General features: G+C 67.5%; 21 protein-coding genes. 19 read left to right on the forward strand and 2 right to left on the reverse strand.

What is annotated here, in order from left to right; translation table 11 throughout:
• Positions 1 to 98: 98 nt before the first annotated feature.
• A complete protein-coding gene (locus ACNI65_RS09925) occupies positions 99 to 470 on the reverse strand; it encodes a hypothetical protein (protein ID WP_416762711.1) in 372 nt (123 codons plus the stop codon).
• 337 nt (positions 471 to 807) lie between these two features.
• Here ACNI65_RS09925 and ACNI65_RS09930 point away from each other — a divergent pair, with 337 nt between their 5' ends.
• The 18 genes from ACNI65_RS09930 (at position 808) to ACNI65_RS10015 (ending at position 10,037) form a co-directional block, all read left to right on the forward strand.
• On the forward strand, positions 808 to 1,083 hold the full coding sequence (locus ACNI65_RS09930) for a hypothetical protein (protein WP_416762712.1): 276 nt from the start codon (positions 808 to 810) through the stop codon (positions 1,081 to 1,083).
• Positions 1,083 to 1,340, forward strand: a complete 258-nt coding sequence (locus ACNI65_RS09935) for a hypothetical protein (RefSeq protein ID WP_416762714.1) — start codon at positions 1,083 to 1,085, stop codon at positions 1,338 to 1,340. The genes ACNI65_RS09930 and ACNI65_RS09935 overlap by 1 nt, the downstream gene beginning before the upstream one ends.
• Positions 1,341 to 2,538: 1,198 nt before the next feature.
• The gene (locus ACNI65_RS09940) at positions 2,539 to 2,832 is read left to right on the forward strand and encodes a hypothetical protein (protein WP_416762715.1); all 294 of its coding nucleotides are present in this window, start codon (positions 2,539 to 2,541) and stop codon (positions 2,830 to 2,832) included.
• Between the two features lie 2 nt (positions 2,833 to 2,834).
• A complete protein-coding gene (locus ACNI65_RS09945; RefSeq protein WP_416762716.1) occupies positions 2,835 to 3,179 on the forward strand; it encodes a hypothetical protein in 345 nt (114 codons plus the stop codon).
• A gap of 4 nt (positions 3,180 to 3,183) precedes the next feature.
• Positions 3,184 to 3,693, forward strand: a complete 510-nt coding sequence (locus ACNI65_RS09950) for a hypothetical protein (protein ID WP_416762717.1) — start codon at positions 3,184 to 3,186, stop codon at positions 3,691 to 3,693.
• A 133-nt stretch (positions 3,694 to 3,826) separates the two neighbouring features.
• On the forward strand, positions 3,827 to 4,483 hold the full coding sequence (locus ACNI65_RS09955; protein ID WP_416762719.1) for a hypothetical protein: 657 nt from the start codon (positions 3,827 to 3,829) through the stop codon (positions 4,481 to 4,483).
• A gap of 84 nt (positions 4,484 to 4,567) precedes the next feature.
• Positions 4,568 to 4,720, forward strand: a complete 153-nt coding sequence (locus ACNI65_RS09960) for a hypothetical protein (protein WP_416762720.1) — start codon at positions 4,568 to 4,570, stop codon at positions 4,718 to 4,720.
• A 137-nt stretch (positions 4,721 to 4,857) separates the two neighbouring features.
• A complete protein-coding gene (locus ACNI65_RS09965; protein ID WP_416762722.1) occupies positions 4,858 to 5,718 on the forward strand; it encodes a major capsid protein P2 in 861 nt (286 codons plus the stop codon).
• Positions 5,719 to 5,825: 107 nt separating this feature from the next.
• Positions 5,826 to 6,194 carry a hypothetical protein gene (locus ACNI65_RS09970; protein WP_416762723.1) on the forward strand — a complete coding sequence of 123 codons (369 nt, stop codon included), beginning with the start codon at positions 5,826 to 5,828 and terminating at the stop codon, positions 6,192 to 6,194.
• Positions 6,194 to 6,565, forward strand: coding sequence for a hypothetical protein (locus ACNI65_RS09975; RefSeq protein WP_416762724.1), 372 nt, complete (start codon positions 6,194 to 6,196; stop codon positions 6,563 to 6,565). The genes ACNI65_RS09970 and ACNI65_RS09975 overlap by 1 nt, the downstream gene beginning before the upstream one ends.
• Positions 6,550 to 6,945, forward strand: a complete 396-nt coding sequence (locus ACNI65_RS09980) for a hypothetical protein (RefSeq protein WP_416762725.1) — start codon at positions 6,550 to 6,552, stop codon at positions 6,943 to 6,945. The genes ACNI65_RS09975 and ACNI65_RS09980 overlap by 16 nt, the downstream gene beginning before the upstream one ends.
• Positions 6,942 to 7,688 carry a hypothetical protein gene (locus ACNI65_RS09985; protein WP_416762726.1) on the forward strand — a complete coding sequence of 249 codons (747 nt, stop codon included), beginning with the start codon at positions 6,942 to 6,944 and terminating at the stop codon, positions 7,686 to 7,688. Before ACNI65_RS09980 ends, ACNI65_RS09985 begins: the two co-directional genes overlap by 4 nt.
• Positions 7,689 to 7,692: 4 nt before the next feature.
• Positions 7,693 to 8,355, forward strand: a complete 663-nt coding sequence (locus ACNI65_RS09990) for a hypothetical protein (RefSeq protein WP_416762727.1) — start codon at positions 7,693 to 7,695, stop codon at positions 8,353 to 8,355.
• A complete protein-coding gene (locus tag ACNI65_RS09995; protein WP_416762729.1) occupies positions 8,355 to 9,023 on the forward strand; it encodes a lysozyme in 669 nt (222 codons plus the stop codon). The genes ACNI65_RS09990 and ACNI65_RS09995 overlap by 1 nt, the downstream gene beginning before the upstream one ends.
• The gene (locus tag ACNI65_RS10000) at positions 9,020 to 9,229 is read left to right on the forward strand and encodes a hypothetical protein (protein ID WP_416762730.1); all 210 of its coding nucleotides are present in this window, start codon (positions 9,020 to 9,022) and stop codon (positions 9,227 to 9,229) included. The genes ACNI65_RS09995 and ACNI65_RS10000 overlap by 4 nt, the downstream gene beginning before the upstream one ends.
• Positions 9,229 to 9,612, forward strand: a complete 384-nt coding sequence (locus ACNI65_RS10005; protein WP_416762731.1) for a hypothetical protein — start codon at positions 9,229 to 9,231, stop codon at positions 9,610 to 9,612. Before ACNI65_RS10000 ends, ACNI65_RS10005 begins: the two co-directional genes overlap by 1 nt.
• 108 nt (positions 9,613 to 9,720) lie before the next feature.
• Positions 9,721 to 9,891, forward strand: coding sequence for a hypothetical protein (locus ACNI65_RS10010; RefSeq protein WP_416762732.1), 171 nt, complete (start codon positions 9,721 to 9,723; stop codon positions 9,889 to 9,891).
• Positions 9,888 to 10,037 carry a hypothetical protein gene (locus tag ACNI65_RS10015; RefSeq protein ID WP_416762733.1) on the forward strand — a complete coding sequence of 50 codons (150 nt, stop codon included), beginning with the start codon at positions 9,888 to 9,890 and terminating at the stop codon, positions 10,035 to 10,037. Before ACNI65_RS10010 ends, ACNI65_RS10015 begins: the two co-directional genes overlap by 4 nt.
• A 174-nt stretch (positions 10,038 to 10,211) precedes the next feature.
• Here the strand turns inward: ACNI65_RS10015 and ACNI65_RS10020 are convergent, their stop codons facing one another.
• Positions 10,212 to 10,478 (reverse strand): hypothetical protein, encoded by a 267-nt coding sequence (locus ACNI65_RS10020; RefSeq protein WP_416762734.1) that lies wholly within the window; start codon positions 10,476 to 10,478, stop codon positions 10,212 to 10,214.
• Between the two features lie 295 nt (positions 10,479 to 10,773).
• On the opposite strand from ACNI65_RS10020, the gene ACNI65_RS10025 reads away from it, so the two are divergent.
• Complete coding sequence (locus ACNI65_RS10025; protein ID WP_416762735.1) at positions 10,774 to 12,378, forward strand: RecQ family ATP-dependent DNA helicase; 1,605 nt, start codon at positions 10,774 to 10,776, stop codon at positions 12,376 to 12,378.
• Positions 12,379 to 12,439: the final 61 nt, after the last annotated feature.

The raw sequence follows: 12,439 nt of genomic DNA on the forward strand, positions 1-12,439 counted from the left end.
GGCCGGGGAAGGCGGCATCCGGCAGTCGAGGAGAGAGATGCGAGGCGGATGCGCCGGTCGCTGTCGGGCGATCGCCTACGAGCATCAAATCTAGATAGTCACATAATGCACACGGTGGGCTTCTTCCCACGCCGCTTGAAGGGGAAGGCCGCCAGGTCAGCGGTCGGCACCAAGGCCGACGGCTTGGGCATGGCGGCCAACACTTTTCCCACGTAGTCCTCCAGCGCGGACTTCACCGCCTGGTCCTTCTCTCGCTCCATGCGAGCCACCCACAGGATCTCGCCTGCGTGCACGTTCGGGAGAACGCTCGCCAGGCGCAGCGCCAACGGGTCTGACATCTTGCCGTAGCGGGCCTGCGAAATGACCGGCTGCGCGATGCCGCCCAGCAGTTCGCCCAGCTTCCGGTCGGTCATGTCGACGTCGCCAAGGGTCTGCTTGGCCATTCGCACGTAGTCAGCAGCTTTCAGCATTCTTCACTCCTCGCTTGCGGTGGGTCCCGATCAGTTTAATCGATTCGTTTTAATCCGTGCTACGATTAAATTGAATCGATTCAATGGGAGGTTGATTCATGGAGGCTACAACGATAAATCGCCCCACCTCGCTGACGTTCCCCCCTTCGGGCGGGGGCGTTGCACAGAGCGCCCCTCTGTGGGAGGTGCGGTGCCAGGTCTTGCGCACGGACTACGTACACACGTGGCGCGGCCTGGCCATCAGCGATCAGACGGCGCGAGACCGCGCCAAAGACGACGCCCGGCGCCAGTGGCCCGGCTTCTCGTTCTGCGTGCGGTACGTCCGCCAGGTGGGAGCATGAACATGCGCAACGCCCTCCTGATCGCCAGCCTGGTCGCCACCGGCCAGGCACTTGCAGCAGAGCAGCCCGCCCCGGGCATGACCTGCACCTACACAAAGCAAACGGCCCCGGCCTACGGCACCCCTCGCATGTACGCCGTCGAGGTGATCGGCCCCTTCGAAGCCACCCAGGGCCAGCAGGGCGCGCCGTGGTTGTGGGTGAAGCGCCCAGCCGATGGGAACTATCAGTCGTTCTTGGCGACGGCGGCTGACCTGTCGAGGTGCCAACGGTGATGCAGCAGCAGACAGCCCTCCCGGGCATTCCCGCCGCTCCCGTGGCCCCGCCCAAGACCAGCCAGGCCGAGCGCCTGGCGCGCATGGGCTACATCGCGCCGAAGGACCGGCGCTGCTGTGCAAATTGCAAGCAGTTCGACCCGTACTGGCTGAACCCCGACAGCCTGTCCGCGCGCGAGATGCCCCGATGCAAGCGCGGCGACTTCCCGGTGCTGCGCGGCGGCATCTGCGACGAGCACAGCCCGACCAAGGCATGAGGAAGTCGGCTGTCTACGCCACGAAGCAGGCTGTCGCCGACGGCTTCGTGATGGTGTCCCTCAACGAGCTCGAGGCGCTGGAGGCTCTGCCCTCCTGGATGACCAAGCTGTTCCTCCAGCTCGTGCGCTTCACCAACTTCCACACCGGACGCGGCGAGTCCACCTACGCGGCCCTCCTGCGGCGCCTGACGCCCATCCAGCCGCGTAGCGGCCCCAAGCACTACGTCCCCGACCTGCAGGCGCTCAAGAAGGCCGTGCGCCTGCTGGAAGACCGCGGACTGGTGCGCCGCGACAAGCTCGCCAGCCAGGACGAGGGGAAGCTGCTCTACGTCGTTCTGGCCCGGGTGCCTTCAGTGCGCCCAAGGTCCGAACTCGAACCCCCAACTCGAACCCCTGCAAAACGCGCAAAGAGCCCTATTCATCGTGGTTCTGAGGCGGAAGGGGAGGGAACTCGAACCCCCGACTCGAACCCCTCTTCAACAGGGTGTATTTCTCATATTGAGAGCAGCGAGTTACCCACAGACGGCGGCATCCCGAGGCCGCCGGAGCCGAGCAATCCGCCCGGTCCGATCGCGCTCCCGGCCGGGGAAAAAATTGGGCCCCCCAGGGGGCCGGAATGTCGCCCTGGCGGGCGCGCCCCCCGCGATACACCGACGCAGCGCGAGATGAAGGCCGCGATGCGCAGACCCCAATCAAGTGCCCCCCCAGGGGGGCAGGATGACGCCCCCCTGGGAGCGAGCGCTAAACCGCTGTCGTCGCGACTGCGGCGACCCCGAAGTCAGGTCTTGAATGGGGAGCCCGGCGACGGCTCTGGCGGATAAGGGCACCGAGGACGGCGCGGGAGCGCCGGAACGGCCCCAGGATCGACGAACGAGGGCAGGGCGGGGCAACGGGCGTCGGCGGGGCGGTTGCGGGGCTCCTAGGCCGTTCTATCGGGTCGGGCGGGACCGCCTATAGACCGGCTGGCCCAAAGTTTCAATATGTAAAGCCTTCGACGCCACGCGATCTAGCGACGCGTCTCCATGGACGGCAATCTGCCGCTCCATGGACCCGCGCTCCCTTCTTCCCCTTCTGCCCGCCCCGTTCCGGGGTGTCGTTTCCAACCTGCTGGACCGCCTGGAAGCGGTCGAGCGCGAGCTCGCCGAGCTCAAGCGCGGCTCCTGACCTCAGCCCATAGGAGCCCCCATTGAACCCCCTGATGAATTCCCTGGCCGCACTGGCGGCCCTCGTCGCGACCGCCATCGGCGGCGCGGCGGAACTGCAAGCCGTCGGCGCCATCCGCCAGGACCATGACGTGAAGTGGCAGGGCCTGCGCATCGCGCTGGACCAGGCCAACGACGCGCTGAAGGCCCTGCAGACGGAGGCTGAGACGCTGGCGACCGCCGCGCCGACGCCGGACGCCGCCGCGTTCGAGGTGCTGGGCACGCGCCTGGTCGACGTGGAGCACACGCTGGCCCGCCTGGTCGACCTGGCGAACGGATCGGGCACCTGACCATGGCGCAGATTCTTGGCCGCCACATCCGCCCGTGCCCGTCGTGCGATTTCGAGGGCGTGCACGTGAAGCAGAACGAGGGGAAGCTGCCCTACACCCACTGCCCCGACTGCGGGCTGATGTGCGCGGCCAAGAACGGCCAGCAGGCCGCTGGCCTGCTGCGCAATACGCGCGCCAACAAGATCGACCAGGCTGCGCCGCCCCCGGCGCCGCCGGTCGCTGAAAAACCCATCGTCGTGCCGCCCGAAGTGGCCGCACTGGCGGTGCCCACCCCGGCCCCTGCGCCCGCGCCTGCGGCCCCGGCCAAGCCTGCCGGGCTGTGGGATTCCCTGATGAAGCGGGGTTGAGCTCATGACCGTTGAAACCGAAGCCCCGCCGATCCCTGCGGACCTGATGGCGATTGCCGCCAACGCTGACGCCGAGCTCGCCGGGCAAGCCCTGATCCCCGGCCAGCAGCCCGAGGCCGCGCCCGATCGCGGCGCCGAGCTCGCCGGGATGCTCAGCCTGGCGGTGGCGATGGCTGAGCCCGCTCTGCCGTTCCTGCCGACCGCGTACACGCCCGAGGTGTGCCAGCGCATCGGGACCGCATTCGCCGCGGTCGCTGAGAAATACGGCTGGAACCTGTCGTTCACCGACAGCCCCGAGCTCGCGCTCGCTGTGGTGTCGGTGCCGCCGACGGTCACTGCCGTTGCGCTGGGCCGGAAGTACTTCGCCGAGAAGGCCGCCGAGGCCGAGCGCCAGGCGCGCGCCAGTGCGAGCTCGAGCTCGCAGCAGCCGCAGCAGCAGATGAGCCAGGCGGACGCCTGGAACGATCCGGGTCCGCGTCCGCACGCTGGCACCCGCGTCATGCCGGGCGCTTGACCGATGAGGGAACGGACGTTGATCGTGGAGGCGCGGCTGCGCCTCTCTCCGCGCCTTCAACTGGGCGGCGCCGTTGATCGGAGCCACCTGGTGGTGTTCCTTGGCCCGCTGCACCTGATCGTGGAATTCCGCTGTGGCCGCTGACGCGAAGGGCCAGAGCTGGGCCATCCTGGCCGCGTCGGAGATGGGCAAGGGCGTGTGGCTGAAGGCCCAGCTCGCGGCCACGCGCCCGGACCGCCTGGTCATCTGGGACACGAATGACGAGTACCAGAAGGCAGCCCGCCAGGTCGCCACGTTCGCCGAGCTCCTGCAGGCCATCCAAGCGCCGCGCTTCGCGGTCCGCTACGTCCCCAAGGGCAAGACGGCCAAGTCTCTGCGCGCGGAGTTCGAGACCTGGTGCACGCTGGTCTACATCGCCGCTGGCGCCACCATCGTCGTGGAGGAGCTCGCCGACGTCACCGCGCCCAGCTACGCGCCGCCCGCCTGGCGCAAGCTCAACACCCGAGGCCGCCACCATCAAGGCCTGACCCTCTACTGGTGCAGCCAGTCGCCCGCGTTCGTCGATAAGGCGTCCATGGGAAACGCAACCCACATGCACGTGGGCTACCTGGGCGAGCCTGCCCATCGGAAGGCCGCAGCGGCGCACATGGGCTGCAAGGCCGAGCACATCGACGCGCTGACCCAGGGCCAATACATCGAGTACGACAAGGCGCGGAAGGTCCGGACCATGGGCGCGGTGTCAATCCCCGGCGTGTGCAAGGCACGACAACCGGCCCCCTTCAATCCATAGAGAACGGGCCATTTCTCCATAGACGTCTATGGAGGGCGAGGGGGCTAGGCGGGGTTCGGCGCGACGGGAAAAGTTCGGGCTTCCATGAGCTTGCAACGCTACCTCCCATCGCTCCCCGCAGTGAGCCGCGAAACGCTCGCCGTGCTGGCTGCGACGGTGCTGGCCTCTTGGGTCATCTCCAAGATCCCGGCCCTGCAAAAGCTGGTGCGCGAGAACTCTCCCCCCAACCCTTTCTGAGGATCCGACCTTGAACGGTTACCTGAAGATCGCGGCGGTCGCAATCGCCGCCTACGCCGCCGTCGCTGTGCTCCAGCGCGAAGTGTTCGAAGTGCCCGTCGTGGGCAAGTACCTGCCCAAGTAAGGCGCGCCCGACGATGCTCTATCTCGACCTCCCGCCTTTCAATCCGGTCGCCAACAGCGTCCGTTCCACCACGCAGGTGCAGCGCTGGGCGATGAGCCTGGGGCGCGTGCTGCTGTGCTTCCCGCAGGCCACCGCCAACGGCATCGGCAAGTCGACCATCACCGAGATCGTCGTGAAGGTCGGCGCCCGTGTGGTGTTCGGCCCCATCAGCGGCGCCGAGCTCGACCGGATCAACAAGTACCGTGGCATCTACGATGACGCGGGCCACCTGACGATCGACCTGACCGAGCGTGACGGCCTGACCATCTTCGCCAAGGAGGTCGGCGCCATCGACATCCCGGGCCTGGGTGACGAGGACATCTTCATCGAGGTGGTCAACAACTACGCGGGCGCCAACCCGCTGAGCCTGTACGCCGTGGGTGGCTTCACCGGCCTGCAGTTCCGCCCGGGCGACAAGTCCAGCGAGGGCCAGCTGATCCACAAGGTGCTGGCGTACCAGATCCCCACCAGCGGCGGCACCGCCGTGACGTGGATGCCCGACTTCAAGGGCGCCTTCATCAAGCGCATCCACTTCGTCTATACGGGCACCGACTGGACCGCGACCGCGGACGGCAACCTGCAGCGCGTCGAGGCGAAGAAGAACGGCAATGTCATCTGGAGCCGCATCCGCTGCCTGGACAACCGCTTCATCCAGCAGGAGCAGCGCAAGGTTCCCCAGTCGCGGATCTACACGCTCGACTGGGTGCACGACAACGTGAACTCCTCGGCGCTGGACACGCGTGACGCGCGCGCCCTGGAGTTCAACCTGACGCTGGGCGCCGCCGACACCGTGCGCGCGATCGTCGAGGTGGTCGACCTGCCGCGCAACCTGTGATGCCGACAAGACCGCGCTAGCACTTTCCTCCTTCAGCAGCGCGGCAACCAGGCTCGCCGGGGCACCTGGCCAAAACGCCCCGGCCTTTGTATTTCACAAGGCATCACATGGACGAAATCGCAAATCAGATCTACGCGATGAACGACGGGAGCAATCCCTACGGGGGCGGCTACGCCACGCCCGCCACCGCGACGCCCACGGCGGACGGCGGCTTGTCGGGCCTCCTGCAACAGGCCATGAGCCTGGGCGGCAGCTACCTGAGCAAGCGCCTGGACATCGACCTGGCGACCCGCCTGGCGGGCAACCAGGCGGTGCCCATCCGCTATTCCAACCAGACGCCGGTCTACGCCCAAAACGTGGCGGGCGCTGACCTGACCACGCGCGGCGTCGCCGCCGTCGGCGGCCTGCGCATGGGCGACATCCTGCCGCTGCTGATCGGCGGCCTGGTCCTGTTCATGGTGCTGGGGAAGCGCTGATGGACTGGATGACCCTCCTCGACTCGAAGGCGGGCAGCAACGCGCTCGGCAGCCTGGCCGGGGGCATCGGCAAGGGCCTGGGCGACGCGATCAGCGGCGGCCCGCCCGTGCCGATGATCTCGGGCGGCCCGGTCGATTCCCGCAGCTTCATGGACGGCAGCGGCTGGACCGTGGCCACGGGCGGCAGCAAGACCACGGGCGCCACGATCCAAGGCCGCGAAGGCTTCGGCGCATCGGTCACGCAGATGCCGCAGACGGCCTACGGTGGCGCGTTCCAGTCGGGCGGCATGTCCCTGGCTGGCTTCAGCGGCAACACGCTGTCCATGCTGATGCTGCTCGGTCTGGTGTTCGCGGTATGGCGCAAAAGCTGAGCGTCCGCCTGGCTGCCGATCCGGCGAGCTCGGTCCCGCTGCTGCAGCGGGCCGAGCGCTTCGCCGTGCTGGGCGAGAGCCTGCGCGAAGCCGTGGCCGGTGAAGCGCTGTTCGAGCTCATCGCGGACGGCGAGCTCGTCGGCGCGTTCACCCTCGGTGTGCGCGAGACCGCCAGCGGTCGGCAGATCCACTGCGGCGCCGCAGGCGGCCGCCCGGGCTTCGACCTGGTCGGAACCATGACGCGATTCGCAGAGCACGAGGCCCAGCGCATCGGCGCGGGCCAACTGGTCACCCACACGAAGCGACGCGGCCTGGTCCGACGCCTGGAGCGTGAGGGATACCGCGTCGCTGGCTTCATTCTCACGAAGGAAACCGCATGAGCGGCGGCAAGAAGAACGAGACCCAGACCACCACCACCAGCAGCTACTACGACAACCGGAGCGTGGTGGATGCTGGCGGCGGCATCGTGGGTAACGGCAACGTCTGGGACCAGGGCACCTACCTGACCAGCCTGAGCTCGAGCACCGACAACTCGGTGCGCATCGATGACCGTAGCGACCGGTCCACGCACCTCGACCAGTCGGTCCGCATCGACGACAGCCGCGATTTCTCGACGCGCATCGACGACAGCCGCGACCAGTCCATCCGCATGGAGGACAGCCGCGACCAATCGGTGCGCATCAGCGTCGACGGCGGCGCCATCAGCGCCATCGAGCGCATGGGCCTGGCTCAGACCGAGGCTGCGAAGGACATCGCCATCAAGGCCGCCACCTCGGGCCTGGGCGCGATGGACTTCGCCAAGCAGACCCAAGAGGACGCGGCGGCGTTCAACAAGACCGCCTTCGCGCGGTCGATGGACATGGCCGACAGCGCGCAGAAATTCGCCCTGACCGCCAACGACGCGGCGCTGAGCTTCGCTGGCAACAAGTTCGACAAGCTCCTGGGCATGGCTCAGGACGTCGTGAGCCAGTCCAGCAAGAACGCCACCAGCGCGGCGGATGTCGCCAAGAGCGCCTATCAGTCCGCCGCCGACACCGCCGCCGGCAACAAGACGCTGATCTACGTCGCCATCGGTGCCGTCGCCCTCGTGGGCGTGGTCGCCGCGGCTATCGCCTTCAAGTGACCCCATGCTTCAAACACTCAACTTCACGTCGAATCGCCTGATCAATTTCAAGGCGACGTTCTTCCGCTACGAGAGCGGGACAGCTGGCGGCGCTGATGAGTCGATCCGCGTCCGCGCGGACGGCAACGACCTGGGCGTGTTCCAGACCGGCGACGCCATCGAGCTACCCGGAGCCGCATCGACGTGGGAAATCACCGCCATCAATCCGGCGACGACCGGCATCTTGCGACTGGGCATGGGCAAGGTCCATTCCGCTCGCCTGTCCGGCAGCGTGCGCGTGGTCGACGAGATCACCGACGCCATCCAAAGCTCTGCCGTCGCTGGCCCCACGACGTTGACGTCCTTCACGGTGCAGCAGCTCGTCGCCCCTGCGACCAACGTGAATGGGATCCTGATGCGCATGGCCTCCTGCGGCGGTGCCGCCGGGGCAGGGGGATCGACCACCGTCCGGATCGTGGCGGCCAAGTCCGTGCCGACCGCGTACTTCGTGCCGTCGCAGTGCTATCAGCTGGTGGAGAACTTCAACGCTCAGACCACCGACGTCGGCACCACCCAGCGCATGAACAAGCGCCTGCCGCCGGGCTGGGGCATCTACCTGATCTGGAACATCAAGGACGCGGCGCCGAGCACCGGCCCGAGCGGCGTTGTGCAGTACGAGCTCCAGTGATGCGCATGCTCGCGCCCGCCGCCCTGCTGCTGGTGACCGTCGCCTACTGGTGGCGGTCTCAGCAGTCCGCGCCAGGGCAGGGCGGGGCATCAACGCTTGACCCCTACGCCCCGGACGCCGACTGGCAACCGGAAGTCGAAGACACCAATCCCACGTGGATCGATGAGGTCGATGCGACCTACTCCGTTGTGAAAAACATGATCCTGCCTACTGCGGTCGCAGCGATGACCACCAGCGCCAAGGGCCTGGCCCACATCGCCGAGTTCGAAGGGCTGTCCCTGACCCGGTATCGCCTCGGAGACGGCGGCTGGACGATCGGGCGGGGCCGCTACTACCCCGACGGCGGGCCACTGCCCCCGGAGTGCATCGACCTCGCCACGGCTGACGCCTGGTTCGCCCAGGACGTGCGTGAGCGCGGCGAGCGCTGGGTCAAGGCCTACGTCAACGTCGCGCTGACACAGCCGCAGTTCGATGCGCTGGTGAGCATGGCCTACAACCTGAGCCCCAAGAGCTTCCGCACCATCGCCGAGGCCGTCAACGCGGGGAATGACCCCGAGGCCGCGGCTATGCGCTTCGTTCGAGCTGGGACCGATCTGGAGCGCGGCCTGCGCCGTCGCCGCACGTCCGAGCTCGCCTTGTTCCGTTCTGACGCGAGCACCTACGCATGAACCTCGAAGCCCTCCTGACCGTCGCCGCGCTCGGCGCCGCCGCCTACCTGCTGCTGACGCCGAAGAACGCCGCCGCCGCCGCGCCGTCGACGCCGCTGATGCTCGCGCCTGGCGGCGCGGGCTCCATCTGGAACGACGCCAGCCAGACGCGCTACCGCAACGAGCTCGCGGCGGCGCTCGCCAAGAACCCGGAGTTCTACATCTGATGAAGCTCCAGCTCAGCGCCACGGGCGTGATCGCGCTGGCCGGAGTCGGCGTCGTTGGGCTGCTCGCCTGGCGGCTCTGGAACGGCGGCAAGCTGGTCTCCGAGACCCTGAACCCCGCGAGCTCGAACAACGTCGTCAACCAGGCGGTTGAGGCGTTCGGGCAGAGCCTTACCGGTGATCCGTACTGGTCGCTCGGCGGCGGTTTCTACGACATGACGCACAGCGATCCGACGGATCCAACGCGCTTCACCGGCCTGGACTGGGTGAACCCGGCCAGCGACAAGAACCTGGTCTACCAAGGCGTCTCGGCTGTCGGCCAGGCCGCCACCGGTAGCAAGGACTGGAGCCTGGGCACCTGGCTCTACGACATCACCCACCCCTGAAGGAAAACGCATGAGCAACGCGCTGCTGCAACACACCCTGACCCGACGCGCCATGAGCCGCGTCATTCCCGTGGTCACGAGCCCGCTGAAGAAGATGGGGGGCCGCTGATGCTGAGCTACCTCCTGAAGCGCCTGGGCGAGCCCACGACCTGGATCGGCATCGGCACCGTGGTGGCGACCGCCGCGCAGGCCGTCGCCACGAAGGACCCCGCCGCCGTCGCCGCGACCATCGGCGGCCTGGCCGGGATCCTGATGCCGGAGAAGGGCGCCGCGAAGTGAGCGCCGAAGCCTTCAGCTGGCTCAACCTGCTGCTGGTCCCGACCGTGGGCCTGCTGTGGCGCATCAGCGCCCAGCTCGCCACGCTGCAGAGCGTCCAGCAGCATCACGAGATTCGCATCACCAACCTCGAAAGGAAACTGGCATGACCAAGCGCCGCAAGACCAAGACCCCGCCGCGTGCGAAAAATGGCCGCTTCAAGAAGCGCTGAGCTGGTCGGCCTGGTCGCCGGTGTGGCCTCGCTTGGCTACACCGTTTTGACCGTCTGGCCGCCGCTCGGCTGACTCGACATCGGGGCCACGGCTATGCGGCCCAAAGGCCCGCTACGATGCGGGCCTTCGCTCTTTCACAACTTGCGTCTGGCGCGTCCACGAGAAGCGGCTCCACCAGCCCCCTGAGGGCTGAGCCGCGCCTTCGACAATGGCGTCGAAGGTCCCGGCGAGCTTGGCTCGCTTGATCTTGTCCACGACGCGCCAGGCTTGCGCGTAATACTCGGCACGGGGCGTCCCGGGCTCGATGCCTGCAACCGACAACACCCAGGCGTCTACGTCCTGAGTTGTCACCGGAACCTCCCCAAACAGGTCCAGCATCAGCGTTCTTGAGCAATGAAAAAGCCCCGCATTTTGCGGGGCTCGTTCGAGGAGGAAGGGCGGAAAAGCAGGGTCAAGCAACAGCCCGGAACACAGCGTCGTTGACCGCTTGGCAACTCAACATAATGCACATTGTCAATTACTCATGTGTGTGTGGAGGGGGTGGGAGTTGATGGATTCGGTGGCGATCATCGCTTTCAACTCTTTAGACCCGCACGTCAGCTCGAGTGGCGCTCGCAGGCGCGCGGCTTGCTAGTGGCGTGTTCCGCGTCCGAGCGCCCGCCACCTTTCCTCCATGCCCCGTCGTCGCCCCCCATCACCACGCACCCTCGACCGCCAACTGCGCAGCCTCGGTCTGCGCACCTGGCGACCCGGACAGCGCGAGGTCATCGATCGTGTCCTGCGCGGGCTGAACACGCTTGCGGTGATGCCCACCGGCGCCGGCAAGTCCTTGTGCTACCAGTTGCCCGCGACCCTCCTGCCGGGACGCACGCTTGTCGTGTCGCCGCTGATCGCATTGATGAAGGACCAGTGCGAGCGGCTCAACGCACTGGGCATCGCCTGCGCGCAGATCCACAGCGGCCTGCCTTCTGCCGAGCGTGCCGAGCAGGAAGCTGCCGCGCTCGACGGCACCGCGCAGGTCGTGCTGATCACGCCGGAGCGCCTCGCGGACGAAGCGTGGCTCGCCGGGCTGGCCCGCCGCCCGACCGACCTGTTCGTCATCGACGAGGCCCATTGCATCTCCGAATGGGGCCACGACTTCCGGCCCGCCTTCCTGCGCTTGGGCGACGCGCGCAAGGCATTCGGCGCACCGCCGGTGCTCGCGTTGACCGCCACCGCCACCGGCGAGGTGATCGAGGACATCGCGCGGCAACTGGACATCCCGGCGGCGGGTTGTCTCGTCGGCGGCAGCTATCGCGCCAATCTGCATTACCGCGTCGAGCCGCTGACGGACGAGGCGGACAAGCTGCGGCGCCTGATCGAGATCGTCGCCGGACCGCGCGACGACGGCGACGACGCCATCCCTCGCGTTGATGTCGGACCCTCGACCATCGTCTACACCGCGACGGTGAAATCTGGCCAGTCCGTCCACGACGCCCTGCTCGCCGCGGGCGTGAGTTCGACGCTGTATCACGGCCGGCTGCGTGCCGCGGCCCGGCACGAGGCGCAGGACCGATTCATGCGTGGCGACGCCCGCGTGATGGTGGCGACCAATGCCTTCGGTCTGGGCATCGACAAGCCCGACATCCGGCGCATCGTCCATTACCAGGTGCCGGCAGGCCTGGACGTCTACTACCAGGAGTCCGGCCGCGCGGGCCGCGACGGGGACCGCGCGGACTGCACGCTGCTGTTCGTGCCGGGCGACCGAGCGGTGCAGCAGTTCTTCCTCATCGGCCGCTATCCGTCGCTGGCGGACGCGCAGGCCGTGGTCGAAGCGCTTCGAGCGCCCCCTCCCCCCGATGCGCCCTGGACGCTGGAGACCCTGCGCCAGGCGACCCGGCGACCGCTCAACAAGCTGCGCGTGCTGATCGGCCTGCTGGCGGATGAGGGCTGGCTGTCGACCGAGGGGGACCGCCTGCAACTCGTCGATCCTCCACCCGGCGACGCCCAGGCGCTGATCGACACGATGAGCCGCTATGAGACCAAGGGCGAGCAGGACCGCCGCCGCCTGGAGCAGATCGTGTCGTACGCGCAGTCAGGTCGATGCCGGTGGATCGACATCCTGGAGGCGCTCGACGAGGCCGCGGGCTTCGACCGCTGCCACGGCTGCGACAGCTGCGAGCGCATCGACGCGCACGAGCGCGAAATCGCGGCCACAGCGAGCACGCCGCAGGTGGGTAGCCAAACTACACCGAGAAACAAATCTGCTGGATCGGTTGATACTGGGCAAACGGCGTGACTTGGTAGTTTTCCTACGGGCGATTTCGGTCAGGCTGACTAGAGTTGCCATGCTTTCCCGA

Source organism: Roseateles sp. So40a (assembly GCF_048081605.1).
GTDB lineage: Bacteria > Pseudomonadota > Gammaproteobacteria > Burkholderiales > Burkholderiaceae_C > Roseateles.